This window comes from Streptomyces sp. NBC_01622 (genome assembly GCF_045209635.1).
GTDB lineage: Bacteria > Actinomycetota > Actinomycetes > Streptomycetales > Streptomycetaceae > Streptomyces.
The window spans coordinates 9,643,622-9,669,638 of sequence record NZ_CP109293.1; the positions used below are offsets into that span (position 1 = coordinate 9,643,622).

Below are 26,017 nucleotides of genomic sequence, written 5' to 3' on the forward strand. Positions count from 1 at the left end.
CAGGGCCGCGATGAGCAGGGGAGCACTGCTGGTTCTCGCCGACGGGCGCTTTCCCGCCGGCGGGCACGCGCACTCCGGCGGGGCGGAAGCCGCCGTCAAGGTCGGGCGGGTCACCGGGGCGGCGAGCCTCGGCGACTTCTGCCGGGGGCGGCTGCACACGGCCGGTCTCGTGTCCGCCTCGCTGGCCGCGGCGGCCGTACTCGGCGTCGATCCGGTGGAGTTGGACGCGGCGGCCGACGCGCGGACGCCGTCGCCCGCGTTGCGGACCGCTGCGCGGAAGCTCGGGCGGCAGTTGATGCGGGCCGCGCGTGCGACCTGGCCGTCCGCCGAACTCGACGCGCTGGCACGGGAGTTCCCGAAGGGTGCGCATCAGCCGGTCGTGCTGGGGCTGGTCGCTCGGGCGGCCGGTCTCGGGGCCGAGGACGCGGCGTACTGCGCGGCCTACGAAAGTGTGAGTGGGCCCGCGTCCGCGACGGTGCGGTTGCTGAGTCTCGATCCGTTCGACGCTACGGCCGTACTGGCGCGGTTGGCGCCGGAGTTGGACCTTGTCGCCGATCGGGCGGTGGAGGCGGGGCGGCGGGTGCTGGACGGCGGGGTCGATGAACTGCCCTGCGCATCCGCGCCGTTGCTGGAGATCGGGGCGGAGGCGCATGCGGCTTGGGCTGTTCGGTTGTTCGCGTCGTAGGGGGGTTTCTCGCCCCCGCCACCCCTAGCCGTCCCGTCACCAGGGGCCCTGCCCCTTCGACCCCGCTCCCAGGGGCTCCGCCCCCCGGACCCCCGGGTCGGCCTGAACGGCCCCGTCCTCAAACGCCGGACGCGCTGAAGGGTGCCGGCCCGCGTTGTAAGACCTCCCAAAGTCCCGCAGGAAACCAGAAGGAGCCGCCCCATGCACCTCGACCACACCCACGACGGCCCCGCCGCCGTCAGTGCCGATGCCCGTCGTCCGGACGGCACCCGCCGTGCCCTCCGTATCGGACTCGGCGGTCCCGTCGGTTCCGGTAAGACGGCCACCGTCGCCGCGCTCTGCCGGGCCCTGCGTGACGAACTCTCGCTCGCCGTCGTCACCAATGACATCTACACCCGTGAGGATGCCGAATTCCTGCTGCGGGAGGCCGTGTTGCCGCCCGAGCGGATCAGTGCCGTCGAGACGGGGGCCTGTCCGCACACGGCGATCCGGGACGACATCTCGGCCAACCTCGAAGCGGTCGAGGACCTGGAGGACGAGGTGGGGCCGCTGGACCTGATCCTCGTGGAGTCCGGCGGGGACAATCTCACCGCGACCTTCTCCAAGGGGCTCGTCGACGCGCAGATCTTCGTGATCGACGTCGCCGGCGGGGACGACATCCCGCGCAAGGGCGGGCCCGGCGTCACCACCGCCGATCTGCTGGTCGTCAACAAGACCGACCTCGCGCCGTACGTGGGGTCCGATCTCGGGCGGATGGCCGCCGACGCGAAGGCTCAGCGGGCCGAACTGCCCGTTGTCTTCCAGTCGTTGCGGACCGAGGCGGGGGTCACGGACGTGGCCGGCTGGGTGCGGGCACAACTCGCCGCGTGGGCCGCGTGATCGCGACCGGCGTTCGGGCCACCGCGCGGATCGTGGCCCGGGACGACGGGCGCGGCGGCACCGCGCTGCCCGTGCTGGAGGGGGACGGGCCGCTCGCGCTGCGCCGGACCCGGGGGAGTGGCGCAGAGGCTCGGGTCATGCTCGTCGGGGCGATGAGCGGGCCGCTGGGCGGGGATCACTTCGCCGTCGAGGCCGATGTGGAGAGCGGGGCGCGGCTGCGGGTCGGGTCGGCCGCGGCGACCATCGCGCTGCCCGGGCAGGCGAAGGGCGAGTCGCGGTACGACGTGCGGATCGACGTTGCCGATGGTGGCGAATTGCACTGGCTGCCCGAGCAGTTGATCTCCGTGTGCGGTAGCGATCTGCACGTCACCACCCGCGTCGACCTCGCCGGCTCCGCCCGCCTGGTGCTGCGCGAGGAGCAGGTGCTCGGGCGGGTCGGTGAGGAGCCCGGGCGGCTCACCAGCCGTCTCACGCTGCGGATCGCCGGACGGACCGTGCTGGACCAGGAGTTGGCCTGCGGTCCCGGAGCGCCGGGCGGCTGGGACGGGCCCGCCGTCCTCGCGGGACATCGCGCGGTGGGGCAACTCGTCGTCGTACGGACGGAGTTCACCCAGGAGCCGCCTGCGGCGCGGATGCTGGGGGAGTGCGCGGCGCTGGCGCCGTTGGCGGGGCCGGCCGTGCTGGTGACGGCTGTCGCGGCCGACGGGCTGCGGTTGCGGCGGGTGCTGGACGAGGCATTGGCGTCGCTCGGGTGAGTATCCGCTGAGCGGGACGTGGGTTTCCGCTTATCGGATTGGTAAAGAAGGTCAACAGCCTCTGTCCTCAGACACCTCACAGCCGGGAGGATCCCCCGAGACCATTTCGCAACTGAGTACGGGGAGGGGCCCACTTGAGGTTCATCAGTCCGAGGAGCCGCGTCACGGCGTTCGGGTCGGCCGGGTTCGCCGCGGCGGCTCTGATAGCCGGCGCCGTGGTGGCACCCACGGCCAACGCGCAGACCACCCAGACCGCGGGTCACGGGCAGGACCGTGCGGCCGCCCAGGGCGCCGCGCTCGCCGCCGCCCGCGCCGCGAAGGCCGGGATCGACTGGCAGGACTGCCCCGCCGCCTGGGGCTTCGCGAAGCCGGTCCAGTGCGGCTGGGTCACCGTGCCGATCGACTACACCAAGCCGAACGGCAAGAAGATCAAGCTCGCCGTCGACCGCGCGGTCAGCACCGGCACCGCGGCGGAGCGCCAGGGCGCGCTCGTCTACAACCCCGGCGGGCCGGGCGGCTCGGGCATGCGCTTCCCGCTCCGGGTCACCACCAAGAACCCGCTGTGGGTCAACACGTCCAAGGCGTACGACTTCGTGGGCTTCGACCCGCGCGGTGTCGGCCACTCGGCGCCCATCTCCTGCATCGACCCGCAGGAGTTCGTGAAGGCGCCCAAGGCGGACCCGGTACCGGACAGCACGGCCGACAAGAACGCGCAGCGCAAGCTGGCCCGTGAGTACGCCGACGGCTGCGCCGAGCGCACCGGCCGCACCATGCTCGCGCAGATGACCACGCCGAACACCGCGCGCGACCTGGACGTCATCCGCGCCGCCCTCGGCGAGAAGAAGCTCAACTACCTGGGCGTCTCCTACGGCACCTACCTCGGCGCCGTCTACGGCACCCTGTTCCCGAGCCACGTCCGCCGGATGATCGTCGACAGCGTCGTCAACCCGGCGCGCGACAACATCTGGTACGAGGCCAACCTCGGCCAGGACGTCGCCTTCGAGGGCCGCTGGAAGGACTGGGAGGACTGGGTCGCGAAGAACGACGCGGCCTTCCACCTGGGGACCACGCGCGACGCCGTACAGGCCAAGTGGCTGCAGCTGCGCGCCACCGCCAAGAAGAGCCCGCTCGGCGGGGTCGTCGGTCCGGCCGAGCTGCTCGGCTTCTTCCAGGGCGCCCCGTACTACGACTCCTCGTGGGTGCCGGTCGCCACCGCGTTCAGCAAGTACTTCGCCGGTGACCCCCAGCCGCTGATCGACGCGGCCTCGCCCGACATGTCGGACACCGCGGGCAACATCACCTCGGAGAACGGCAACGCCGTCTACACGGCCGTCGAGTGCACCGACGCCAAGTGGCCCACCAGCTGGGCGAAGTGGGACAAGGACAACACTGCGCTCAACAAGCAGTACCCGTTCCTGACCTGGTCCAACGCCTGGATGAACCTGCCGTGCGCCACCTGGCCCGTCAAGCAGCAGTCCCCGGTCGAGGTCAAGACCGGCAAGGGTCTGCCGCCGGTTCTCATCGTGCAGTCGCAGCGTGACGCCGCTACTCCGTACGAGGGCGCCGTCGTACTGCACCAGCGCTTCAAGGGCTCCCGCCTGATCACCGAGAAGGACGCGGGCTCCCACGGTGTGACCGGACTGGTCAACCCGTGCATCAACTCCCGTGTGGACGCCTACTTCCTCACCGGCAAGCTGGACGCCTCCGACGTGACGTGCACCCCGCACGCGACGCCGGTGCCGTAAGCAGCAGGTCGTAGGCAGTAGTCCTATGTGACGAAGGGGCGGCCGGATCTCCGGCCGCCCCTTCGTCATCTCGCCAGCCAGGCGTCCTCGGCCGCGTAGTCGAAGAGGTCGCCGTACGCGGCGAGCATCTTCGGGTACGCCTCGCGCCAGTCCCGTCCGGCCAGTCGCCCCTCGATCCAGGCGATGGTCTCCGGCAGCGTCTCCGCGTACCGGGCCACCGGGCGGTAGCCCAACTCCCGCTCTGCGGCGGACATGTCGCACACCACGGGCGTCGGCACCGACCAGGGCGTCTCGCCCACGGTGGAGGACGGGGCCGGGCCGTCCACCAGCACGCTCTCCGTCTCGACGCCCATCACCGCGTCGATCGCGGCGGCGATCTCCGCCACCGTCGGCGCGTCCGGATCCACGGCGTTGAGCGCCCGGGAACCGGGCCGTGAGGCGGCCAGCCGGATCAACTCCGCGATGTTGTGGACACCTGCCGGGTGGAAGCGGCTGCGTCCGCCGTAAGGAAGGACGCGTCGGCGCCGGCCGTCCAGGTTGCGCTTGACGAAGTAGAGCTCCCGCGGAGTCCGGCAGTGCGGTCCGTGGATCGCGCCCGCGCGCAGCAGCGTGCTGGGCAACCGGCCGCCCGCCGCGAGGAGTTCGTGCTCCAGACCGGCCTTGCGCGTGCTGTACGACGCCTCGCCCGGGCGGATCGTGCGCTGGTCCTCCGTGATCGGCACCGGGTACACGGGGAAGCCGTCCGGTTCCTGCTGGGTGTCGAAGGTGCGGCCCTTGTCGTCCTCGTAGACCGACACGCTGGAGATCACCACCGCCGAGCCGACCCGGTCGGCGAGCGAGGTCAACTGCCGCGCGTGTTCCGGCCCGTAGGCGACCAGGTCCACCAGGACGTCGCACCCGTCGCCGACCACCGCGGAGAGAGCCTTGCCGTCCTCCCGGTCGGCCCTTGCGACGCGTACGTCGTCGGGCCAGTCCCGGTCCCGCTCGCCGCCCCGCGAGACGGCCGTCACCTCCCAGCCGTCCCGGGCCAGCGCGCCCACGGCGACCCGCCCGATCTGTCCCGTCGCTCCGATCACCACAGCAGGTCTCATGCCGGGACGATACGACTCGTACGGCCTTCCGCGCCCGGCTGTTCTGCCGACGGCAGAGGGCTAACTCAGCGGCAGGCGCGGGAACTTGCGTTCCTTCGCGGCAGCCGCCTGTTCCGCCTTGGCGACGGCCGCGTACTGGTCGACGTACTCCTGCTCGGAGAGCATCAGGATCGCGTACATGATCTCGTCGGTGATGGCGCGCAGGATGGCCTTCTCGTTCTCCATGCCTTCGTAGCGGGAGAAGTCGAGGGGCTTGCCGAACCGGATGGTCACCGGGTGGATGTTCGGGATGACCTTGCCGGGCGGCTGGGCCTCGAAGGTACCGATCATCGCGCAGGGGATGACGGGCACCTGGGCCTTCAGGGCCATGACCGCGACGCCGACCTTGCCCTTGTAGAGGCGGCCGTCGTGCGAGCGGGTCCCCTCCGGGTAGATGCCGAGCAGCTCGCCCTTGCTGAGGACGCCGAGGCCCTCGCGGATCGCGGCCTGGCCCGCCTCCTTGCCGGAGCGGTCGACCGGGATCTGGCCCGCGCTGCGGAAGAACGTCGCGGTGAGGCGGCCCCTGATGCCGGGGCCGGTGAAGTACTCGGCCTTGGCGAGGAACGTGATCCGGCGCTTGAGGACCGCCGGCATCAGGAAGTGGTCCGAGAACGAGAGGTGGTTGCCTGCGACGATCGCCGGGCCCGACTCCGGTATGTGGTCGAGACCCTCGATGCGGGGCCTGAAGACCAGTCTGAGCAAGGGACCCAGAATCACATATTTCAGGACGTAGTAGAACAAGGGGGGTCGCTCCTCACTCCGGCGGGTCGGCTCGACCGATCTGTTCTCGCAGGTCATCCGGTCTCTCGTGGGCTGCCAGTGTAGGGGCAGGCGGCGCCGCGTGGAACCGGTGGCGATCAGCGCGCCGCAGACACGGCCGAGGGCGGCGAGAAGGAACTCCTCGCCGCCCTCGGGACGGAACTGCCCCCGGTCCGCCGGGACTTACACGGACGCGGTGCGCGTCCTGCGGCGGTACAGCGCGAGCGCGGTGGTCGCGCCCGCGGCGGTGACAAGACCCGCGCCGATCGCGATCGCCGGCGTGTTGGAGGCGGTCCCGCCGGCGGCGACGTTCTGCGCCTTGAGGTCCTGGACGTACGCCGGGTACGGGGCCGTGGTGGCCGTCGACGACGTCTGGGAGTAGTGCGGGATCCGCTTGACCGACTGCACGGAGCCGTTCGTGTTCAGCAGCACCTGCTTGTCGTTCGGGTGCTTGAAGTCGAACATGCCGGAGAGGGTGCCGGCCCGCTGGTCGAAGGACGCGTCACCGATCCGGCCGGTGTGCCAGTTGTCCTCGATGAACTGGGTGATCGACGCCTGCTCGGTGGGCGTGTGGTCGATCCTGTTGACCTTGCTGTACGGCGAGATGACCAGCAGCGGCTGCCGGGTGCCGGGACCGCAGCGGTCCGCGTAGCCGCCCTGCGCCGCCGGACCGGACTGGCAGGCCGGGCTGTCGGTGGCCTTGCCGTTCGAGCCGACCGTGGAGTCCTTGGAGCCGTTGAGCACCTTGGAGGTCACGTGGTCGTACCAGCCGTCGGAGTCGTCGTAGGCGATCACGACCGCCGTCGACTTCCACTCGGGCGACTTCTGGATCGCGTTGATCTCCTTGATCAGGAAGTTCTGCTCGTCGGCCGGGTCCGAGTAACCGGCGTGCCCGTCCTGGTACTCGGCCGCCTTCAGGAAGCTCACCGCGGGAAGGCTGTTCGCCTTCAGCGCCGCGTCGAAGTCCGTCAGGTCGTAGTTGTGGTTCGCCCGGCCGTTGTGGCCGATCTCGGCGACGGACTTCGGCGCCAGGTGGTGCGGGTTGGACGTCGACTTGTAGTACTCGAACGGCGAGTGGTGCGGGCTGTAGTCCTCGGAGGCCGCGCCGCCCACGTTGGTGTGCGTGGTGCCCGCGCACTTCGCGTAGTCACCGCTCTTGCCGTCCCACGCGGTGCTGGGCCGGAAGCCGCCCTGGAACCAGCCCCAGGTCACACCCCTGTTGTTGAGCAGGTCACCGATGTTCTTGCCCTGCATCACCGCGAGCGCGCTGGTCGCGGTGTGGTCCTTGTCCGAGCAGTCGTCGAAGGCCGGGTCGGGGTCGTTGACGACCGTACCGACACCCTTGGCGTCCGGGGAGACCACGGCGTACGAGTCCGGGGTCGTCGTCTGCTTCGGGTTCTCGGTGCCGGAGGCCGGGTCGACCGAGATCACACCGTGCGTCTGACCCGATATCAGGTTCAGGGCGCCGGGCGTCGAGGGACCGAAGTTCGAGCTGAAGGAGTGGTCGTTCAGCGCGAACTGCTGGGCGTAGTTCCACATGCCCGTGACGGTGTTGCCGTCGTAGTAGTCCATCACCAGACCGGGTTCACCGAACAGGCCGGTGCACTTGTTGACCTCGGTGTTCTCGACGTACTTGTCGGCCTTGCCGCCGTCGGCCGCGTACTGCTCGGGGCCGTAGGAGTGGTTCTGGTCGCAGGTCATCACCTGCGAACTGCTCAGCCGGGTGGGCGGGTAGAGGTTCGGGTTCTTCTTCAGCAGCCCGGCGTTGAGCAGGTTGTCGGCCTTCGGCGTGTGCGCCGCGGCCTTGAACTCCGTGCCGTCCGTGTTGGCGGCCTGTGGGTAGGTGGCGAAGTAGTGGTCGAACGAGATGTTCTCGTCGTAGAGCACCACCACATGCTTGATCGGGGTGGCCGTGTGTGTGCTGCCGGAGGGCTGGTGGCCGCCGGAGTTCGCCGCCGCGGGGACGACCCCGCCAGCCGTGGCCAGCGCCGCCGCGCCGAGCAGGGCGCCCACGCGGGTCAACCCGCGCCGCGCGCCTGGGATTCTTTCTGTGCCGATCATGCTGTCTCGCCTTCCGGGAGCACTGTTCTCGCTGCCACGCCACCCTTGGCCGTGACGCCTACGGCCGTAGCCTGGGCAATGGTGACGGCGGGGCGGGGGAGCGGCAATGACGCGGGAGCGAACGCCCGGTCAGGAATTTCTCATGGTCTGTTGGCCTGTCCTTGACCGTGCTCTCAGGCCAGCAGGGTGCGGCCCAGCCAGTCGGCGGTGTCGCGGACCCCGGGCAGGGCGAAGAAGTAGCCGCCGCCGTACGGCGAGACGTAGTCGACCAGCGGTTCACCGGCCAGGCGTTTCTGCACGGTTTCGAACTGCCGGGCCAGGTCCTGCTGGTAGCAGCAGAACAGCAGGCCCATGTCGAGGTTGCCGTTGCTGTCCATGCCCCGGTCGTAGTTGTAGCCCCGGCGCAGAATGCGCTGGTCGGCGCTCTGCGCGGTGCGCGGGTTGGCCAGCCGGATGTGGCTGTCGAGCGGGATCACCTCGCCCTGCGGATCCTGGGCGAAGTTCGGGGTGTCCTTCTCGTGCCGTCCGTCCAGCGGGGCGCCGGTGTCCCGGGCGCGGCCGAACATCCGCTCCTGCTCGGTGATGGAGACCCGGTCCCAGAACTCCACCAACATCCTTATCAGGCGTACGACTTGATAGCTGCCGCCGGTCGTCCAGCCCGGTTCGCCACTGCTACTGCCCACCCACACGAGGTCGTTCATCGCGCGGGCGTCGGTCACCTCCGGGTTGGCGATGCCGTCCTTGAAGCCGAGGTGGTTGCGCGGGGTGCCCGAGGGGCGCGGCGGGCTGATGAAACCGTCCGTCCGCCAGCGCACCTGCATACCGCCACGGGTGTGCCGGGTGACATCGCGCAGGGCGTGCAGCACGGTGTCGGAGGTTTCGGCGCAGAACTGCACGCTCAGATCACCGTGGCACCAGGCGGAGTTGAGGTCGTCGTCGGGGAAGGCGGGCATCGCGGTCAGCCGGCGGGGCACGCGCTTCGCGAGCCCGTAGCGGTCGTCGAAGAGGGAGGCGCCGATGCCGACCGTGACGCTCAGCCGGTCGGCCGGGAGGTCCGGGCCCAGGGTGCCGGAGTCGGCGGGCGGCGCGGTGATGCCCAGATCCTCCGGGCTGCCGCCGGAGGTCAGGAAACGCGCCCGGTCGGTCAACGTCCGCAGCAGGTCGGTGAGTTCGGCCCGGTTCTCGGCGGTCGTGTCGAAGGAGACGAACGCCGTGGCACGCTGTGCCGGGGTGATGATCCCCGCCTGATGGAGCCCGTGGAAGGGCACGCGCGCACTGGTCTCCGCCGCGGCGGCCGACGCCGTACCCCGGTCGGCGGTCACCAGACCGGCACCGGCCACGGCTGCCGCGCTCGCCAGGAAACCCCGGCGGCCCACCTCGTGTCCGCGCTTCACGCGGTCCTCCGTACGTCCGTGAGGGCGGCCACATCGGCCAGCCGCTCGACCAGTCCGCCGAGGTCGGAGTCGGCCTTCTCCCTTTGCGGACGGGTGAGTTGGGCCAACGGCGTCCACTTCCCGGAGCGGCCGAAGCCGTCCAGGGTGTGCTGCGCCCGGTCCATCCGGTCGCCGAGTTCGCCGTAGCCCGCGTCCCGGGTCTTCAGCAACGGGCCCAGATATCCGAGCAGTACGCGGGTGCCGTCGAGGTTGGCGCGGGCGGTGGCCAGGTTGGTGCCGCTGCCGTAGTCGGTGCGGCCGGTCAGCTCGAACTGCACGGTGTTCTCCAGGATTTCGTGCGCGCGCAGCCCGGTGTCGGCCGGATCCATCCGCTGGGAGGGCCAGCTGCTCTCCAACGCGTGGACATCTTTGGCGAGTTGGTCCGCCGGTCCGCGCAGCTCGCTCGCCGACTCGCCGTGCCACAGCCCGTACTCGACCCGGTGGAACCCGGTGAACCCGGCGTCGCGGACCCCGCCCGCGAGCCCGGCCGTAGTGCCGTTGATCGCCCCGTCTGAGTCGCCGAAGGTGCCGTAGGCGGCGCCCATCCGCTCGTAGACGAGATGCGCGGGCAGCCACGCCCTGCGTGCCGCCGCGAGATCACCGTGATCGACCGCGGCACGCAACACGTCGGTTTTCCGGGCCAGTTCGACGGTCCGGGCCCGGATCCACTTCTGGTAGGCGAGCGTCGGCGGGATCAGCTCCTGCTGGGTGATCGGGACGGCCGCCGGTCCGCTCCTCACCTTCGACCCGGTGATCCGCACGGTGGGCCCGGTCACGGCGTCGGCGTCGTCGGGCAGACATCTGAAGGCGTACGAACCGTTCCCCAGGGTCACCCCGAGCGGCCGTACCGTCCCCGGCGCCAGCCCCTCGACCTCGCCGTAGACCGCGCCGCTCGTCGGGTCGGTCAGATACACCTCGGCCGCCGTGCTCGACGTGTTGTGCAGCTCGAAGACCTGATGCCCCGCCCGCGGGTGCGTCCAGCCGCTGCCGCAGCCGGAGGCCGCGACCTCGACGGTGGTGTGCGGCAGCCCGTCGGCAGCGGCAGCGGCCTTCCCGCCCGAGCCGGATTCCCGGGCGGTCAGCACACCCGCCGCCACGGCCGCCACGGCGACCAGGGCACCGGCCGCGAGCAGGACGGTACGGCGACGGGCCGTGGGGACCGATGCCGGCGATGGCGGACCAGGCTCGGGTTCGGTTTCGGCGCCGCGCGCGGTTTCGGGCACGCCGGGCCTCCAGGGGGAGTCGTACGAAAGGTGGCGGTACCAGCGATCTTATGAGGGCGCCAGGGCCTTCGCCGCGTCCCTTGACCCTGTTCTGACCGGAGGGCGGGCGAGAATTCGCCCGGGGTTCATCAGGGGGCCAGGGGCCACCACGGTCCGCTGCGCGGGTCTGCACGGTGGGCTTGGGACGGCGAGGCCTCGCCGCTGACCGAAGCCGAACACGAGCAGCTGCTCCTGGCGACGGTCCGGACGGGTGGCGCAACCGGGGCCCGGGAACAACCCGGGCCCGTCGGGCGCTGCTCCTGGTACCTCGCCGGGTATTCAGAGAAGGGTCGTGGACGAGATGATTCGGTCAGGGCAGGAGCCGCTCCCGCCGTCGGGTGAAACGCCGTTGGTGACCACCTGCGGCCGGCAGGTCGCGGTGAAGCGGCTGCTGCTGGCGCTCCCCGAGCGGCCGATCACCCGGGTCACCCTGGACGTGGGCCCGGTCGTGCGCGGCGAACCCGGGCTCTGGGCCTCGCTGACCGTGGACGAGGCCCGCGACCTGGCGCGTCGTCTGCTCGCGCAGGCGGCCCTGGCCGATACCGGCGCTCCCACGGGCGAGCAGTAGTTGGGACCGGCGCCTGAGCGCCGGTCCAACCACCCGCCACCTCACGCCCCTTGCGTCAGCACCCTCTCCAACGCGCCCACCGCGGACCGGAGTTCGTCCGCCGTGATGGTCAGCGGCGGGGCCAGCCGGATCGTGGAGCCGTGGGTGTCCTTGGCCAACACGCCCTCGCGCATGAGGCGTTCGCTGATCTCGCGGCCGGTTCCGATCGCCGGGTCGACATCCACGCCCGCCCAGAGGCCGCGTGAGCGGAAACCGACGACACCCTTGCCGACCAGCTCGGTCAGACCGTCCCGCAGGACCACGCCCAACTCGGCTGCCCTGCGCTGGAATTCACCGGTCTCCAGCAGCTCGACGACCGCCGTGCCGACCGCCGCGGCGAGCGGGTTCCCGCCGAACGTCGACCCGTGCTCGCCCGGGTGCAACACCCCCAGCACCTCGCGCCGCGCGACCACCGCAGACACGGGCACGATGCCGCCGCCCAGCGCCTTGCCGAGGAGCAGCACGTCCGGGAGGACACCCTCGTGCTCGACGGCGAGGGTGCGGCCGGTGCGGCCGAGGCCCGACTGGATCTCGTCCGCGATGAACAAGCAGCCCTTGCGGGTGGTGAGTTCACGCACCCCGGCCAGATAGCCCGCGTCCGGGATGATCACCCCGGCCTCGCCCTGGATGGGCTCGATCAGCACCGCCGCCGTCGTCTCGTCGACCGCCGCCTCCAGCGCCGCGAGGTCGTTGTACGGCACGATCCGGAAGCCCGGCGTGAAGGGGCCGAAGCCCGCCCGTGCCGTCTCGTCGGTGGAGAAGCTGACGATCGTCGTCGTACGGCCGTGGAAGTTCTCCGCCGCGACGACGATGGTGGCCCGGTCGGCGGGGACGCCCTTCACGTCGTAGGCCCATTTGCGGGCCACCTTGATCCCGCTCTCGACCGCCTCCGCGCCGGTGTTCATCGGGAGCACCATGTCGAGGCCGGTCAACTCCGCGAGCCGTTCGGCGAATTCGGCGAGGCGGTCGTTGTGGAAGGCGCGGGAGGTGAGCGTCAGCTGGTCGAGCTGGCGGTGGGCGGCCTCGATCAACGCGGGGTGGCGGTGGCCGAAGTTGAGGGCGGAGTAGCCGGCGAGCATGTCGAGATAGCGGCGGCCCTCGACGTCCTCCACCCAGGTGCCCTCGGCGCGGGCGACGACCACGGGCAGCGGGTGGTAGTTGTGCGCGAGGACCGGCTCCTCGGCGCGGATGAGGTCGGCGGAGGTACGGGTGCCGGCGGGTTCACGGGTGGGCGCAGTCATGATCGGATCTCCTGGGTGCAGCACTTGATGCCGCCGCCGGCTTTGTGGAACTCCGACAGGTCGACGGGGACGGGGACGTAGCCGCGTTCGGCGAGGCGCGCGGCCAGTGCCTCGGCCTGGGGCGCGATGAAGACGTGCAGGCCGTCGGAGACGGAGTTGAGGCCGAACGTCATCGCGTCCTCGCGGGTCGCGAGCACCGCGTCCGGGAACAGCCGCGCGAGCACCTCGCGGCTGCCCGGCGAGAACGCCTCCGGGTAGTAGCAGATGTTGTCCTCGTCGAGGACGAACAGCGCCGTGTCGAGGTGGTAGAAGTACGGGTCCACCAGCGTCAGGCTGATCACCGGGACGCCGAAGAACTCCTGCACCTCGCGATGGGCCTCGCGAGCCGTACGGAACCCGGTGCCGGCCAGCAGATAGCGGCCGGTCGGGATCAGGTCGCCCTCGCCCTCGCTGACCGACTCGGGGCGGTGGACGTCGTAGCCGGCCGCCTTGAACCACATGTCGTAGTGGTCGGACTCGGGGCGCCGCTCGGGCGCGTGGAAGAAGGAGCCGAAGACACGGCCTTCGACGACGACCGCCGAGTTCGCGGCGAACACCATGTCCGGGAGGCCGGGGGCCGGGGGCACGGTGTCGACGGTGTGGCCGTGCTCGCGGTAGGTGTCGATCAGTGTTCGCCACTGCTCCTGGGCGAGATCGACGTCGACCTGGGCGTCGGGATGCATCCAGGGGTTGATCGCGTACTGCACGGCGAAGTGTCTGGGTTCGCAGACGAGAAAGCGCCGCCGGCGCCGCACACGGGTCTCGGGCACAGAGGGGTTCCTCCGCTTCCTGTGATGTCGACTGGGGTTGACACCAAGGTAGGAAGAGACCAATACGCGCGACAAGCGATGAAGGCTGCGTGTCTGCGCAGGAATGCTGCGTCTTAGACGGTCTCAGCGCAGGTCTGATGCGTCGTCCGGGGCGGGGTGGGTGGCGCCCGCTTCCGGGCTTTCCGGGAGGAGGTGAGACAGCACCATCACGCTGATCGTCTTCCGGATGAACGGCTCCTGCCGGATCCGCTCCAGCACCTCTTCGAAGTGGTCCACATCGGTGGCCCGCACGTGCAGCAGCGCGTCCGCGCCACCGGTCACCGTCATCGCCGCGGTGATCTCCGGATGGTTGCGCACCACCTCCGCGAGCCGCCTGGGGGGCGCGGCGCCCTCGCAGTACACCTCCACGTACGCCTCCGTACGCCAGCCGAGCGCGGACGGCCGTACGGTCGCCGTGAAACCGGTGATCACACCCGTCTCCCGCAGCCGGTCCACCCGCCGCTTCACGGCCGTCGCGGACAGCCCGATCGACGCGCCGATCTCGGCGAAGCTGGTCCTGGCGTTCGCCATCAGCGCGTTGATGATCTTCCGGTCGAGCTCGTCGAACGGGGTGGTCCTGCTGTTCATGTCGGCACTGTATCCAGCGCGGACGTCCACGCCGGGCACATGTCCAGGCGTACGAATTCCTCCTACACTCCACGTTCATGCTGCGCGCCCTCGCCGTCGACGACGAACGCCCCTCGCTGGAGGAGTTGCTCTATCTGCTGAACGCCGATCCACGCGTCGGCAGCGCGGAGGGCGCGGGCGACGCGACCGAGGCGCTGCGCCGTATCAACCGCGCCCTGGAGTCCGGCCCGGGCGGACCCGAGGCCATCGACGTCGTCTTCCTCGACATCCAGATGCCCGGCCTCGACGGACTGGACCTGGCAAGGCTGTTGACGGGGTTCGCGCAGCCGCCGCTCGTCGTGTTCGTCACCGCGCACGAGGACTTCGCCGTACAGGCCTTCGACCTCAAGGCAGTTGACTACGTGCTGAAGCCCGTCCGCAAGGAACGGCTCGCCGAAGCCGTGCGCCGGGCCGCCGAACTCGGCGGCGCCGCACCGCGAATACCCGTGCACGAACCCGACCCCGACCACATCGCCGTCGAACTCGGCGGTGTCACCCGCTTCGTGGCCGTCGACGACATCACCCACGTCGAGGCACAGGGCGACTACGCCCGGCTCCACACCGACCGGGGCAGCCACCTCGTCCGCATCCCGGTCTCCACCCTCGAAGACCGCTGGCGCTCGCGCGGCTTCGTCCGCATCCACCGCCGCCATCTCGTCGCCCTGCGCCACATCGGCGAACTCCGCCTGGACGCGGGCACCGTGAGCGTCCTGGTCGGCGGCGAGGAACTCCAGGTCAGCCGCCGCCACACCCGCGAACTGCGTGACCTGCTGATGCGGAGGTCCTGACGGTGCCTCAGGAACCCACCGAACGCAGGGTCGTCGTCACCGGCCCGCCCCGCCGCACCCGACGCGCCTCCGGCTACTCCCGCCCCCGCACCGAGATCGACGAACAGACCACGCTCGGCCACACCTACGTCCGCTCCCTCATGCGCACCCAACTCCGCGCCGCCCTCACGGTGTTCGCGGTTCTCGTACTCCTCGTCGGCCCGCTGCCCCTGGTGTTCGCGGCGACCCCGGACTCCCGCCGCCTCGAATGGCTCGTCCTCGGCTTCTGCCTCTACGCCCCGCTCGTCCTGCTCGCCCTCTGGTACGTGCGCCGCGCCGAACGCAACGAACGCGATTTCGTGCGCCTCGTCGAGGACCGATGAACTCCAGCTATGCCGTACCGGCGGTCGCCCTCGTCGTCGTGGCGACCGTCCTCGTCGGCGCCTTCGGCCTGCGCATCTCCCGCACCACCTCCGACTTCTACGTCGCCTCCCGCACCGTCGGCCCCCGCCTCAACGCCGCCGCCATCAGCGGCGAATACCTCTCCGCAGCCTCCTTCCTCGGCATCGCCGGCCTGGTCCTCGTCCAGGGCCCCGACATGCTCTGGTACCCGGTCGGCTACACCGCCGGATACCTGGTCCTGCTGCTCTTCGTCGCCGCCCCGCTGCGCCGCTCCGGTGCCTACACCCTTCCCGACTTCGCCGAGGCCCGGCTCGCCTCGCACGGGGTACGACGCCTCGCGGGCGCCTTCGTCGTCGGGGTCGGCTGGCTCTACCTCCTGCCCCAACTCCAGGGCGCCGGGCTGACGTTGACCGTCCTCACCGGCGCCCCCGACTCGCTCGGCGGGCTCATCGTGGCGGTTGTGGTGGTCGCCACGGTCGCGGCCGGCGGCATGCGCAGCATCACCTTCGTACAGGCCTTCCAGTACTGGCTGAAGCTCACCGCGCTGCTCGTCCCCGCCCTCTTCCTGGTCCTCGCCTGGCAGAGCGACGGAGCACCCCGGCACGCCTTCGAGGAACCGGCCACCTTCCGCGAACAGCGCGTCGTCCGCGTCGACGACACCCTCGACCTCAAACTCGACCACCCCCTGACCGTCACGGTGAACGGCACGGTCGACGGCCGGCGCCACCGTGCCGAACGGCTCCAACTCCCCACCGGCACCCACCACATCGCGGGCGGCACCCGCCTCACCTTCGCCAAGGGCGCCACCGTCCCCGTCGCCGACCGCGGCACCAACGGCGGCATGTCGACCTCGCTCGCCGCGAGCCGCGAGGAACGCCCGCTGTACGCCACGTACGGCCTCATCCTCGCCACCTTCCTCGGCACCATGGGCCTGCCGCATGTCGTCGTCCGCTTCTACACCAGCCCGCACGGCGTCGCCGCCCGCCGCACCACGGTCGCCGTCCTCGGCCTGATCGGCGCCTTCTACCTCCTGCCGCCCGTCTACGGTGCCCTCGGCCGCCTCTACACCCCCGAACTCACCATCACCGGTGACGCCGACGCGGCCGTACTCCTGCTGCCCGACCGCGTGATCGGCGGTGTCGGCGGCGATCTGCTCGGCGCGCTGGTCGCGGGCGGCGCCTTCGCCGCCTTCCTGTCCACCGCGTCGGGACTGACCATGGCCGTCGCGGGGGTCCTCACCCAGGACGTCCTCCCGGCGCGCGGGGTACGGCACTTCAGGCTCGGCACGGTCCTCGCCATGCTCGTCCCGTTGGCGGCGAGCGTCCTGGTCGGCGGGCTGCCCGTCGCCGACGCCGTGGGACTCGCGTTCGCCGTATCGGCCTCCTCCTTCTGCCCGTTGCTGGTCCTCGGCATCTGGTGGACGCGGCTCACCCCACCCGGCGCGGCGGCCGGGATGCTGGTCGGCGGCGGTTCGGCGTTCGTCGCCGTGGCCGCGACCATGGCGGGCTTCCCCGGCACCGGCGCCCTGCACGCCCTGCTCGCCTGGCCCGCCCTCTGGTCGGTACCGCTGGGCTTCCTCACCATGGTGCTGGTGTCACTGGCCACGCCGGGCCGGGTGCCGACGGGGACGGCGGCGATCCTGGCGCGCTTCCATCTGCCGGAGGAACTGCGGGCGGAGGTGAAGGCGTGACAGCGCCGCACGTGACGGAGGCGGGCGCATGAGTGGATTCCTGGCCGGCCTCTGTGTCGCCGTACTCCCGCTGCTCGCCGCCGGGTTCTGGCTCGGGCGGCGCACTGCGCGCCCCGAGAGCCTCGGCGGACTCGGCACCCCCGTCGAGCACGCCACCTTCCAGACCCTGCACACTGCCTCCCTCGCCGCACCGCCGCTGCGCGCCGGCCTCACCGGGGAGACGGCCCGCCGCTCGGCCCGCAGACTGCGCACGCTGCTCGGCACCGACGCGCTATGTCTGACCGACCAGAAGCAGGTCCTCGCGTGGGAAGGCGTCGGTGACCATCACCGGGCCGAGATCATGGAACGGCTCGCGGGCCCGCTGGAGACCGGCCGCGGCGAGGCGTTCCGGCTCAACTGCGACGCCCCCGACTGCCCGTTGCGCTGGGCGGTGGTCGCCCCGCTCACCGTCGACGACCGGGTCCACGGCGCGCTGGTCGCCTGCGCGCCGCGCGAGTCCGCCGTCCTCGTCCGGGCCGCCGGAGAGGTCGCCCGCTGGGTCTCCGTCCAACTGGAGTTGGCCGACCTGGACCAGTCCCGCACCCGGCTGATCGAGGCCGAGATCAAGGCACTTCGGGCCCAGATCTCCCCGCACTTCATCTTCAACTCGCTCGCCGTGATCGCCTCGTTCGTCCGCACCGACCCCGAGCGCGCCCGCGAACTGCTCCTCGAATTCGCCGACTTCACCCGCTACTCGTTCCGCAGGCACGGCGACTTCACCACCCTCGCCGACGAACTCCACGCCATCGACCACTACTTGGCACTGGTCCGGGCCCGATTCGGCGAACGGCTCTCCGTCACCCTGCAGATCGCGCCCGAGGTGCTCCCGGTCGCGCTCCCGTTCCTGTGCCTCCAGCCTCTGGTCGAGAACGCCGTCAAACACGGCCTGGAGGGCAAGGCTGTGAATGCCGCGGGCAAGAGCCGCATCAGCATCACCGCGCAGGACGCGGGCGCCGAGGCGCTCGTCGTCATCGAGGACGACGGCGCCGGCATGGACCCCGACCTGCTGCGCCGCATCCTCGCGGGCGAGGTCAGCCCCTCGGGCGGCATCGGCCTGTCCAACGTCGACGACCGGCTCCGGCAGGTCTACGGCGACGACTACGGCCTCGTCATCGAGACCGCCGTAGGAGCGGGCATGAAGATCACCGCCCGGCTGCCGAAGTACCAGCCGGGCGTGCACTCGGCGAGCCGCCGCAGTGAGCAGTAGCGGCACGCGCGTAGTGAGCGGCAGCGCGCCTCAGGTGCTGCGCGTGGCCACCATCCCCAGGGTGATGAGCCCCAGCACGACCCAGCCGAACCACAGCCAGCCGTTGCTGCCGAGCGCCACCGTGTAGGCCGTCACCACCACCAGCCCGCCGACGGTGATCACCCCCATGGTCTTCGTGGAACCGGGCATCGCGACACCCTCCTCATGGTTCGTCCCCCTCCATGGTGCCTCCGTTCTGCTTCCGCACGGCGCACACGACGAAATGAGTGCCCGACTTCCACGGTCCCTCACTGGTCCAGGAGGCGGCCTGGTAGACCGACGGATCGAAGCCGTAGTCGGCCGGCGGGACGTCCCGCGCGCACGCGGCGTCCGAGCGCGTGCGGGCCTGGGCCAGCGTGACGTCCGCGCCCAACCGGGTGAACCCGACCACTTCCTGATCGTGCTTGCCGGCGCAGGAGACCAGACTCGCCGCCCGGTTCGAGGGCACGTCCAGACAGTCCCGCTTCTGCATGGTCGACGTGTCCGCGAACGCCGACCCGAGGGTGCGGTGGCCGCCGAGCGGCCCGTAGACCGGCCCGTGCGCGCCCAGCACCAGACAGGCGGTGCGGTGTCCGGCCGCGTCGAAACCGGCGTCGGTCGGTACGACGGCGTAGCCCCGCACGTCCGCGAGCTTCTCCCGGATCTCCTGCGTCCGCTGCGCACACCGGTCGGCGCCGACCTTCCGCGCCTCGGCCGCGGACGCGGTGGACACGAACGCCATCACCTGTCCGTCCGGCACCGAGTTCCGGCAGCCGGCGTCCACGGCGAGCCGCGGCGTCCCCTGGGAGAGGTGCCCGCCCGGCCAGTCGGCGGTGACACAGTCGCCGTCCTTGAGCGGCGCGGAGAGCCCGACGGCCGTGCCGTACGGCGGGCTGTTCGTGCCGGTGTCCTTGCCGGGCGGCTGGTGGGCCATCGCGTACCAGACACCGCCCAGGGCGAGAGCGAGCCCGAGCAGCCCCGCCAGGACGGACTGCAGGACCCGGGGGCGAGGCCGCCGACGCCGACCGGCGGGGGAGGGCTGGAACGCCGGGACCCCGTAGCCGTACGGCGGCGAGGCCTGCGTCGGCACCGCCACCGGCACCGGCGCGGGCCGGCCCTCCCAGGGGGACTCCGAACCCAGGTCCGTCTGGGTCCGGGCGTACGCCTCCGCCTCGGTCTGCGGCGTCACGATCCGCGACAGCGCCGCCTCCGCCTCCGCCGCCGGAATCCGCCGTAGCGGATCCTTCTCCAGCATCGCGTGGATCACCGGTGCCAGCGCGCCCGCGCGGGCCGGTGGCAGCGGGTCCTCCATGACCACGGCGGTGACCTCCGCGAGCGGCGACTCGCGGGTGAAGGGGCCGTGGCCCTCGACCGCGTGGTACAGCGTGCAGCCCAGCGAGAACAGGTCGGCGGCGGCCGTCGGCGGCCCGCCCGTGGCCCGCTCCGGCGCCAGATAGCCCGCAGTGCCGACGAGCACGGACGTCAGCGTGTACCGCGTCTCCCCGGCGTCCGGCTGCACCGAGATGCCGTAGTCGGTGAGCAGGACCCGCGCGTACGGCGAACCCGTGCGGTCCGGCGCGAGCAGGATGTTCGCCGGTTTCACGTCCCGGTGCATGACGCCCCGTTCGTGTCCGGCGGTCAGCGCGTCGAGTACGGCGAGACCGACGCGGGCGCACTCCGCCGGGGCGAGCGGGCCCTGCCGGCCGACCAGGTCGCGCAGGTCGACGGCGTCCGCCACGTACTCCATGACGATCCACGGCAGTCCGTCGTGCTCCAGCACGTCATGGACGGTCACCACATGGGGGTGGCCGCGCAGCCCCGCCGCGTGCCGGGCCTCGGCCTGGGCGCGCGCGACCCGGGCCTCCCGCTCGGCGTCGGCGAAGGCCGGGTTGCTGAACACGATCTCCTTGAGCGCGACTTCGCAGACCAGCCGCTGGTCATGTGCGAGCCACACATGTCCCATGCCTCCACTGCCCAGCCGGTTCAGCAGGAGATAGCGGCCGGCGATGACCCGGCCCACGCCCGACGTCGGCGATCCCTGAGGCATCCGGTGTCCCCCTCCCGGTTCCGCGTCATGTCTCGGTCGTGGTGGGGGTGCCGGTCACGGGGTCTCTGGTGACCGGTTCGCTCGTGCCCGGCACGCTGCTCGTCACGGGGGCGCTGCTGGTGACGGGCGCGCTACTGGTCACCGGGACGCTTGTCACGGGCGCCGCGCTGGTGGTGACCGGCGGGCTTGTCACGGGCGAACTGGTCACCACCGAGGGCGAACCGGTCGTAGGAGAACTGCTCGGCGGCGAACTGCTCGACGGCGGCGGCTCGCTCGTGGGTGAGGACGGAGGCGGCGACGAGGACGGTGAGGCAGGCGGAGAGGAGGTCGTGGGCGGTGCTGTCGGGGACGTGGAGGGTGGTGCCGTGGACGTTGGCGGGCCCAGTGTCGGCCCGGAGGTCGTCGGAGACGGGGGAGTGGACGTCGCCCCTCCGCTCGTCCCGCCGGACACGGTCAGCGTCACGTACTGCCCGAACCGCAGCTCGGTCCCCGCCGGCGGATCAGACGCGGTGACCCGCGCCTCGTCGGACGGCGCCGCGCTCCCTCCGTACCCCACGGCCAGCCCACCGCTCACCAGTTGCCGCCGCGCCTCCCCGAACGTCGCCCCCATGAGGTTCGGCACCGCGTGCTGCCGCCGGGTGTCGAAGGTGGTGTCGTGCCTGCCCGTCGTACCGACCGGACGTGTGATGCCGACGTCGGGATCGTCGACGTCCACGAGGGCCAGCCGCTCCATCGTCCGGGGCGCCGGACGCACGGCCACCACCGAGGACGGCTCATATCCGTGCCACTTCTTGTTGCCGTCCGCGAACTTGACGGAAATCCTCCCCGCGTCGCCCTTGAACGGGCGCAGCGGATTTCCGCACGAGCACTTCGCGGCGGGTTCCCCCTGCTCGTCGACGAGAATCGCGATTCCCGACTGGAGAAGGGAGTTGTAGGGCGTGGCCTTTCCCTTTTTGTAGTCGTGGTTCTGTACGAGAGTGTCGTGACGCAGGAGTACGGGTGTGAGCCGGTCGAGATAGCCCGGGATCTCGTCCGTGCTGATACCGGGCACGGACGACCACGCCACCGCCTTCTGGTGGTTCGCGGGATCGGTCAGGAACCTCTTGAGCTTCGCCACGTCACAGATGGTCGGCTGCCTGGTGCCCCCGTACAGGCCGGGTGTGTCCCCCTGCTGCAAGGTGCCCCGCACCGGCAGCGAGCGGACCTCGGCGTCGTGGCCCAGTCCCTGTTTCTCGTCGAAGAAAGGCGCGAGCGACGGAACTCCGACGGCGACCGCCTTTACGACGAACGTATGTGCGCCCCCGCCGCATCCACTCACGACCAGGACGCAGACGAGCAGCGCGGCGATCCTGCGGATCACCGCAATTCCGGTCCTTTGCACAACCGCGCGACATGTCATTACCGCTCCCCCCGGTCGCGGTTCCCCCATCGCGCTTTATGCTACTGAACGAAATTCCCGTTCAGTGAGCCGCGTGCGTTCAATTGCCTCGTGTGTTCAATGAGGCCAAATAGGCGTTGTACGCCTCGAGTTCCTTGTCGCCGTCCCGGTCGGCGGCCCGGTCCTGCCGCTTGGCCTGCCGCTGCTCCGAGCCGTACCACTGGAACAGCAGGGCGATCAGCACCAGGACGGAGGGGATCTCGCTGAACGCCCAGGCGATACCGCCGGCCGCGTTCTGGTCGGAGAGCGCGTCGATGCCGAGCGAGGCGGCCGGGTGCTTGAACGTCTCGACCATCGGCTCCGACGCCATCATCAGCGCGATGCCGAAGAACGCGTGGAACGGCATCCCGGCGAACAGCTCCAGCATCCGCATCAGATAACCGGGCCGGTTCGGCCCCGGGTCCACGCCCATGATCGGCCAGAAGAACACCACACCCACGGCGAGGAAGTGCACCATCATCGCGATGTGCCCGGTCTTCGAGCCCATCAGGAAGTCGAAGATCGGCGTGAAGTACAGCGCGTACAGGCTCGCGATGAACAGCGGGATCGTGAACGCGGGATGCGTGATGATCTTCATGTACCGGCTGTGCAGGAACATCAGCAGCAGCTCGCGCGGCCCCTTGCGCCCCCTGGCTGCCGGCGGCAGCGCCCGCAGTGCGAGCGTGACCGGGGCGCCGAGCAGCAGCAGGATCGGCGACAGCATGCTGATGATCATGTGCTGCACCATGTGCACGCTGAACATGACCATGCCGTAGTCGTTGAGCTTGGTGCACATCACGAGCCCGACGGTCAGCACACCGATGACGTACGAGATCGTCCGCCCCACGGGCCACGAGTCCCCTCGCTGCCGCAGCCGCACGACTCCCCAGCCGTACAGCCCCAGCCCGACCAGACAGGCCGTGAGGAAGAACGGGTCGGCCGACCAGTCGAGCCCGCGCCCCAACGTGAACGGCGGCAGATCCATCGTCATGCCGTGCCCGCCGTGATCCATCGGACGGCTCCTGATTCGTGGGGGTTGTGCAAGTCTGTCCGCACACAGACTAGAACTGCCCCCGGTCAGGATCATGACCGGGGGCAGTTTCGCTCAGGTACGGGCTACAGCACGCACTCAGCCTCTTCGTACCGATCAGCAGGCACGGTCTTCAGAGTCTCGACCGCGTCCGCCAACGGCACCATCACGATGTCCGTCCCCTGAAGCGCGGTCATCTTTCCGAACTCCCCGCGATGCGCGGCCTCCACCGCATGCCACCCGAACCGGGTCGCGAGGACACGGTCGTAGGCGGTCGGGGTACCACCACGCTGAACGTGCCCGAGGATCACCGGCCGCGCCTCCTTGCCGAGCCGCTCCTCCAGTTCGAGGGACAGCTGCCGCGCGATCCCCGCGAAGCGCTCATGGCCGTAGACGTCCTTCTTGCCCTCGTCGAACTCCATGGAGCCCACGCGCGGCTTCGCGCCCTCCGCCGCGACGACGATCGCGAACCGCTTGCCCGCCTCGAAGCGTTCGCCGACGCGTGCGGCCAACTCCTCGATGTCGAAGGGGCGTTCAGGTACGACGATGGCGTGTGCGCCGGCCGCCATGCCGGAGTGCAGTGCGATCCAGCCGGTGTGGCGGCCCATGACCTCCACGACGAGGACGCGCTGGTGGGACTCGGCGGTCGTCTTGAGCCGGTCGAGCGCCTCGGTCGCGACACCGACGGCCGTGTCGAAGCCGAAGGTGACGTCCGTGACGGCGATGTCGTTGTCGATGGTCTTGGGGACGCCGACGATCGGGAGTCCGGCGTCGTACATCAGCTTGGCGGCCTTGAGTGTGCCCTCGCCACCTATCGGGATGATCGCGTCGAGGCCGAGCTCCTCGACATGGCCCCGGGCCCGTTCCACGCCGTCCCGCAGATGGGAGGGCTGGACACGGGAGGAACCGAGGATGGTGCCGCCGCGAGCAAGGATGCCGCTCACCGCGTCGAGGTCGAGCTTGAGGTAGTCGCACTCCAGGAGGCCCTTCCAGCCGTCCCGGAAGCCGATGACCTCGTCGCCGTGGTCCACGACGGCGCGGTGCACGACGGACCGGATGACGGCGTTCAGGCCGGGGCAGTCGCCGCCGGACGTGAGGACACCAATGCGCATAGCCCGAAAGAACCTTCTCAACGTGGACCGAAACCGGACCACGCTGTCCGGTACGAACCCCGCCACCCTAACGGCAGAAGGGGGCGGGTTCGTAGCGTGCGTCCGCCTGCTGGACGACCCCGCTCACCTGCGCGGACGAGCCGTCAGACGGGCTGGTTTCCGGCACCCGAAGAGGAGGTGTACCGCGGGTTCAGGCGGGCTGCTGAGCTGCGGCGATGCGCTCGTTGCGGAGCGCCTCGTACCAGCGGTCGTCGATCGGGGGCAGCGCGTTGACGTCGAGGGCCAGCTTCAGCAGCAGGTCCGCGATCAGCGGGTTGCGGGCGAGCACGGGCCCGTGCATGTAGGTGCCGAACACCGTGTCGTTGTACGCGCCCTCGGTGCCGTCGCCCGTGCCGTTGCCCTTGCCGAGCCGCACCTGCGCGAACGGGCGCGCGGAGGGGCCGAGACGGGTGACGCCCTGGTGGTTCTCGAAACCGGTCAGCGGGGGCAGGCCCAGGCGCGGGTCGATGTCGCCGAGGACGTCGCCGACACAGCGCTCGCCCTCGCCGCGCACCGACACCACGTCGAGCAGACCGAGACCGGGCTCGCGCTGGCCGAGGTCGTTGATGAACTCGTGGCCGAGGATCTGGTAGCCGGCACAGACCGAGAAGACGATCGCGCCGTTGCCGATCGCCCGGTGCAGGCCGCCGTCCCGGCGCAGCCGCTCGGCCGCGAGCCGCTGCGGGCGGTCCTCGCCGCCGCCGATGAGATAGATGTCGCCCGAGGTCGGGATCGGCTGGTCGCTGCGCACGTCCAGCCGGGCCACGTCGAGGCCGCGCTGCCGCGCCCGGCGTTCCACGACAAGGGCGTTGCCCTGGTCGCCGTAGGTGCTCAGCAGGTCGGGGTAGATCCACACCAGACGGAGCTGGTTGTCGCTCATGGTCATTCGTCCTCTGGGGGTTCTGGGTCTCAGTTGCCGACGCGGCGGCGCAGGTCCTGGAACGCGGTGTAGTTCGCGATGACCTCGATCCGGCCGGGCGGGGCCTGCTGCACGGCCTGGTCGAGGTTGTCGCAGACCTGGAAGTGCTGGTTGGCCACTTCCAGTCGGACCGCGAGGTCCAGCTTGCGGTCGCCGACGACGAAGATGGGGTGACCGGTCAGCCGGGTGTAGTCGACGTCCCACAGCCAGGAGGTGTCGGTGCCGTCGGCGCCGCGCGCGTTCACCGAGAGGATCACCGGGGTCGGCGGCGGATCGATCAGGCTGAACGTTTCGAGCCAGCCCGCCGGGTTCTTCGCCAGCAGCAGCCGCAGGTCGCGCTGCATGAACTGGACGACGTCATAGCGCCCGGCGACGGCCTGCACGCGGTACATGCGCTCCAGGGCGACCTGCGGCGGCACCCCGAACACGGCGGCGACGGCGGCGGAGGACGCGGCGTTGGCCTTGTTGGCGCGTCCCGGGAGCTGGAGGTGGATCGGCCAGGCGGACCCGTGCGGGTCAAGCACATGATCCCCGGAGAGAGCCCAACTCGGCGTAGGCCGCCGGAAGCCGCACTCACCGCAGAACCAGTCGTCACCGGGCCGCTGCATCACGCCACCGCACGAGGGGCACGACCAGGCGTCGTCCTTCCACATCTGACCGGCGGCGACCCAGATCACGTTGGGGGAGGAGGACGCGGCCCACACGACCAGCGGGTCGTCGGCGTTGGCGACGACAACGGCCTTCGAACCGGCAAGCCCCTCACGCCAGTTCTCGGCGAGCATGCGGGTCTCGGCCGCGCGGTCCAGCTGGTCGCGGGAGAGGTTGAGCAGCGCGATGCACTTGGGGTCGGTGTCACGGGCGACGCCGGCGAGGTACTTCTCGTCGACCTCGATGACACCGAACTTGGCGTCCGAGCCGCCGGCCAGCGCCGAGGTGATACCGGCGGGCATGTTGGCACCGAGCGCGTTGGACACGACCGGTCCGGCAGCCCCGAGGGCTTCGGCGATCAATCGCGTGGTCGTGGTCTTGCCGTTGGTGGCCGAGACCAGAGTCACATCCAGACTCTGTGCGAGCCGGGCGAGGAGGTCGGGGTCGAGTTTGAGTGCCACTCGGCCGCCGATCACCGATCCGCTGCCCCGCCCCGCGGCACGCGATGCCGCCGCGACCGCCTTGCCCGCCGTCACGGCCAGCTTGGCCCGCGGCGTGAGCGGGTCCGAGTTGCCTGCCATCAGTTCTCGATCCTCCTTGCGTACGCGCCGCGCCTCTGCCTCCGGCAACGTGGTGTGGACCTCAGCCTA

24 protein-coding genes are annotated in these 26,017 nt (G+C 70.8%); 9 read left to right on the forward strand and 15 right to left on the reverse strand.

The window, feature by feature from the left end:
• The first annotated feature begins 10 nt into the window (after positions 1 to 10).
• The 4 genes from OH768_RS44795 (at position 11) to OH768_RS44810 (ending at position 4,064) form a co-directional block, all read left to right on the forward strand.
• On the forward strand, positions 11 to 685 hold the full coding sequence (locus tag OH768_RS44795; RefSeq protein ID WP_406462475.1) for an urease accessory protein UreF: 675 nt from the start codon (positions 11 to 13) through the stop codon (positions 683 to 685).
• Positions 686 to 886: 201 nt separating this feature from the next.
• Entirely contained in the window at positions 887 to 1,564 is a 678-nt protein-coding gene (gene ureG / locus OH768_RS44800; RefSeq protein WP_406462477.1) for an urease accessory protein UreG, read from the forward strand.
• Complete coding sequence (locus OH768_RS44805; protein ID WP_406462479.1) at positions 1,552 to 2,319, forward strand: urease accessory protein UreD; 768 nt, start codon at positions 1,552 to 1,554, stop codon at positions 2,317 to 2,319. The genes ureG and OH768_RS44805 overlap by 13 nt, the downstream gene beginning before the upstream one ends.
• A 134-nt stretch (positions 2,320 to 2,453) precedes the next feature.
• Positions 2,454 to 4,064: an alpha/beta hydrolase gene (locus OH768_RS44810; RefSeq protein WP_406462481.1), complete on the forward strand. Its 1,611-nt coding sequence runs from the start codon at positions 2,454 to 2,456 to the stop codon at positions 4,062 to 4,064.
• A 65-nt stretch (positions 4,065 to 4,129) separates the two neighbouring features.
• On the opposite strand, the gene OH768_RS44815 is transcribed toward OH768_RS44810, so the two are convergent.
• From OH768_RS44815 to OH768_RS44835, 5 genes are all read right to left on the reverse strand, one after another.
• Positions 4,130 to 5,155 carry an NAD-dependent epimerase/dehydratase family protein gene (locus OH768_RS44815; protein WP_406462483.1) on the reverse strand — a complete coding sequence of 342 codons (1,026 nt, stop codon included), beginning with the start codon at positions 5,153 to 5,155 and terminating at the stop codon, positions 4,130 to 4,132.
• 60 nt (positions 5,156 to 5,215) lie between these two features.
• The gene (locus tag OH768_RS44820) at positions 5,216 to 5,935 is read right to left on the reverse strand and encodes a lysophospholipid acyltransferase family protein (protein ID WP_406462485.1); all 720 of its coding nucleotides are present in this window, start codon (positions 5,933 to 5,935) and stop codon (positions 5,216 to 5,218) included.
• Positions 5,936 to 6,136: 201 nt separating this feature from the next.
• A complete protein-coding gene (locus OH768_RS44825) occupies positions 6,137 to 8,014 on the reverse strand; it encodes a phospholipase C (protein ID WP_406462487.1) in 1,878 nt (625 codons plus the stop codon).
• A gap of 173 nt (positions 8,015 to 8,187) precedes the next feature.
• Positions 8,188 to 9,408 (reverse strand): iron uptake transporter deferrochelatase/peroxidase subunit, encoded by a 1,221-nt coding sequence (efeB, locus tag OH768_RS44830; RefSeq protein WP_406462489.1) that lies wholly within the window; start codon positions 9,406 to 9,408, stop codon positions 8,188 to 8,190.
• Entirely contained in the window at positions 9,405 to 10,670 is a 1,266-nt protein-coding gene (locus tag OH768_RS44835; RefSeq protein ID WP_406462490.1) for an EfeM/EfeO family lipoprotein, read from the reverse strand. The genes efeB and OH768_RS44835 overlap by 4 nt, the downstream gene beginning before the upstream one ends.
• Before the next feature lie 340 nt (positions 10,671 to 11,010).
• Between OH768_RS44835 and OH768_RS44840 the strand changes: the two genes are divergently transcribed.
• Positions 11,011 to 11,277: a hypothetical protein gene (locus tag OH768_RS44840; protein ID WP_359610656.1), complete on the forward strand. Its 267-nt coding sequence runs from the start codon at positions 11,011 to 11,013 to the stop codon at positions 11,275 to 11,277.
• A 41-nt stretch (positions 11,278 to 11,318) separates the two neighbouring features.
• On the opposite strand, the gene rocD is transcribed toward OH768_RS44840, so the two are convergent.
• The 3 genes from rocD to OH768_RS44855 all read right to left on the reverse strand — a co-directional run bounded on the left by rocD (position 11,319) and on the right by OH768_RS44855 (position 13,993).
• Complete coding sequence (gene rocD / locus OH768_RS44845) at positions 11,319 to 12,557, reverse strand: ornithine--oxo-acid transaminase (RefSeq protein ID WP_359610389.1); 1,239 nt, start codon at positions 12,555 to 12,557, stop codon at positions 11,319 to 11,321.
• Positions 12,554 to 13,366 (reverse strand): dimethylargininase, encoded by an 813-nt coding sequence (ddaH, locus tag OH768_RS44850; protein WP_406462492.1) that lies wholly within the window; start codon positions 13,364 to 13,366, stop codon positions 12,554 to 12,556. Before ddaH ends, rocD begins: the two co-directional genes overlap by 4 nt.
• Positions 13,367 to 13,489: 123 nt before the next feature.
• Complete coding sequence (locus OH768_RS44855; protein ID WP_406462494.1) at positions 13,490 to 13,993, reverse strand: Lrp/AsnC family transcriptional regulator; 504 nt, start codon at positions 13,991 to 13,993, stop codon at positions 13,490 to 13,492.
• A gap of 77 nt (positions 13,994 to 14,070) precedes the next feature.
• Between OH768_RS44855 and OH768_RS44860 the strand changes: the two genes are divergently transcribed.
• From OH768_RS44860 to OH768_RS44875, 4 genes are read left to right on the forward strand one after another with little or no spacing between them, the layout of a single operon-like run.
• Positions 14,071 to 14,820, forward strand: coding sequence for a LytR/AlgR family response regulator transcription factor (locus OH768_RS44860; protein WP_406462496.1), 750 nt, complete (start codon positions 14,071 to 14,073; stop codon positions 14,818 to 14,820).
• A gap of 2 nt (positions 14,821 to 14,822) precedes the next feature.
• On the forward strand, positions 14,823 to 15,182 hold the full coding sequence (locus OH768_RS44865; RefSeq protein ID WP_019070928.1) for a hypothetical protein: 360 nt from the start codon (positions 14,823 to 14,825) through the stop codon (positions 15,180 to 15,182).
• On the forward strand, positions 15,179 to 16,891 hold the full coding sequence (locus tag OH768_RS44870) for a cation acetate symporter (protein ID WP_406462498.1): 1,713 nt from the start codon (positions 15,179 to 15,181) through the stop codon (positions 16,889 to 16,891). The genes OH768_RS44865 and OH768_RS44870 overlap by 4 nt, the downstream gene beginning before the upstream one ends.
• Positions 16,892 to 16,919: 28 nt before the next feature.
• The gene (locus tag OH768_RS44875) at positions 16,920 to 18,137 is read left to right on the forward strand and encodes a histidine kinase (protein WP_359610381.1); all 1,218 of its coding nucleotides are present in this window, start codon (positions 16,920 to 16,922) and stop codon (positions 18,135 to 18,137) included.
• Between the two features lie 30 nt (positions 18,138 to 18,167).
• Here OH768_RS44875 and OH768_RS44880 read toward each other — a convergent pair whose 3' ends face one another.
• From OH768_RS44880 to OH768_RS44910, 7 genes are all read right to left on the reverse strand, one after another.
• The gene (locus tag OH768_RS44880; protein ID WP_019070924.1) at positions 18,168 to 18,326 is read right to left on the reverse strand and encodes a hypothetical protein; all 159 of its coding nucleotides are present in this window, start codon (positions 18,324 to 18,326) and stop codon (positions 18,168 to 18,170) included.
• Between the two features lie 13 nt (positions 18,327 to 18,339).
• Positions 18,340 to 20,202 carry a protein kinase domain-containing protein gene (locus OH768_RS44885; protein WP_406462500.1) on the reverse strand — a complete coding sequence of 621 codons (1,863 nt, stop codon included), beginning with the start codon at positions 20,200 to 20,202 and terminating at the stop codon, positions 18,340 to 18,342.
• Positions 20,203 to 20,227: 25 nt separating this feature from the next.
• Positions 20,228 to 21,562 (reverse strand): DUF6777 domain-containing protein, encoded by a 1,335-nt coding sequence (locus tag OH768_RS44890; protein WP_406462502.1) that lies wholly within the window; start codon positions 21,560 to 21,562, stop codon positions 20,228 to 20,230.
• Between the two features lie 118 nt (positions 21,563 to 21,680).
• Positions 21,681 to 22,631, reverse strand: a complete 951-nt coding sequence (locus OH768_RS44895) for a cytochrome c oxidase assembly protein (RefSeq protein ID WP_406462504.1) — start codon at positions 22,629 to 22,631, stop codon at positions 21,681 to 21,683.
• A 104-nt stretch (positions 22,632 to 22,735) separates the two neighbouring features.
• Positions 22,736 to 23,761, reverse strand: coding sequence for a 6-phosphofructokinase (locus tag OH768_RS44900; RefSeq protein ID WP_406462505.1), 1,026 nt, complete (start codon positions 23,759 to 23,761; stop codon positions 22,736 to 22,738).
• Positions 23,762 to 23,951: 190 nt separating this feature from the next.
• Positions 23,952 to 24,680, reverse strand: coding sequence for a type 1 glutamine amidotransferase (locus tag OH768_RS44905; protein ID WP_406462507.1), 729 nt, complete (start codon positions 24,678 to 24,680; stop codon positions 23,952 to 23,954).
• 29 nt (positions 24,681 to 24,709) lie between these two features.
• Positions 24,710 to 25,948, reverse strand: coding sequence for a MurT ligase domain-containing protein (locus OH768_RS44910; protein WP_406462508.1), 1,239 nt, complete (start codon positions 25,946 to 25,948; stop codon positions 24,710 to 24,712).
• Positions 25,949 to 26,017 lie beyond the last annotated feature (69 nt).

What these genes read in the sequence shown, in the direction of transcription:
- OH768_RS44795 (WP_406462475.1), top strand. Translation starts at nt 11, where the DNA reads ATGAGCAGGGGAGCACTGCTGGTTCTCGCCGACGGGCGCTTTCCCGCC.
- ureG (WP_406462477.1), top strand. Translation starts at nt 887, where the DNA reads ATGCACCTCGACCACACCCACGACGGCCCCGCCGCCGTCAGTGCCGAT.
- OH768_RS44815 (WP_406462483.1), bottom strand. Translation starts at nt 5,155, where the DNA reads ATGAGACCTGCTGTGGTGATCGGAGCGACGGGACAGATCGGGCGGGTC.
- OH768_RS44825 (WP_406462487.1), bottom strand. Translation starts at nt 8,014, where the DNA reads ATGATCGGCACAGAAAGAATCCCAGGCGCGCGGCGCGGGTTGACCCGC.
- OH768_RS44840 (WP_359610656.1), top strand. Translation starts at nt 11,011, where the DNA reads ATGATTCGGTCAGGGCAGGAGCCGCTCCCGCCGTCGGGTGAAACGCCG.
- rocD (WP_359610389.1), bottom strand. Translation starts at nt 12,557, where the DNA reads ATGACTGCGCCCACCCGTGAACCCGCCGGCACCCGTACCTCCGCCGAC.
- OH768_RS44855 (WP_406462494.1), bottom strand. Translation starts at nt 13,993, where the DNA reads ATGAACAGCAGGACCACCCCGTTCGACGAGCTCGACCGGAAGATCATC.
- OH768_RS44860 (WP_406462496.1), top strand. Translation starts at nt 14,071, where the DNA reads ATGCTGCGCGCCCTCGCCGTCGACGACGAACGCCCCTCGCTGGAGGAG.
- OH768_RS44870 (WP_406462498.1), top strand. Translation starts at nt 15,179, where the DNA reads ATGAACTCCAGCTATGCCGTACCGGCGGTCGCCCTCGTCGTCGTGGCG.
- OH768_RS44875 (WP_359610381.1), top strand. Translation starts at nt 16,920, where the DNA reads ATGAGTGGATTCCTGGCCGGCCTCTGTGTCGCCGTACTCCCGCTGCTC.
- OH768_RS44880 (WP_019070924.1), bottom strand. Translation starts at nt 18,326, where the DNA reads ATGCCCGGTTCCACGAAGACCATGGGGGTGATCACCGTCGGCGGGCTG.
- OH768_RS44885 (WP_406462500.1), bottom strand. Translation starts at nt 20,202, where the DNA reads ATGCCTCAGGGATCGCCGACGTCGGGCGTGGGCCGGGTCATCGCCGGC.
- OH768_RS44895 (WP_406462504.1), bottom strand. Translation starts at nt 22,631, where the DNA reads ATGGATCACGGCGGGCACGGCATGACGATGGATCTGCCGCCGTTCACG.
- OH768_RS44900 (WP_406462505.1), bottom strand. Translation starts at nt 23,761, where the DNA reads ATGCGCATTGGTGTCCTCACGTCCGGCGGCGACTGCCCCGGCCTGAAC.
- OH768_RS44905 (WP_406462507.1), bottom strand. Translation starts at nt 24,680, where the DNA reads ATGAGCGACAACCAGCTCCGTCTGGTGTGGATCTACCCCGACCTGCTG.
- OH768_RS44910 (WP_406462508.1), bottom strand. Translation starts at nt 25,948, where the DNA reads ATGGCAGGCAACTCGGACCCGCTCACGCCGCGGGCCAAGCTGGCCGTG.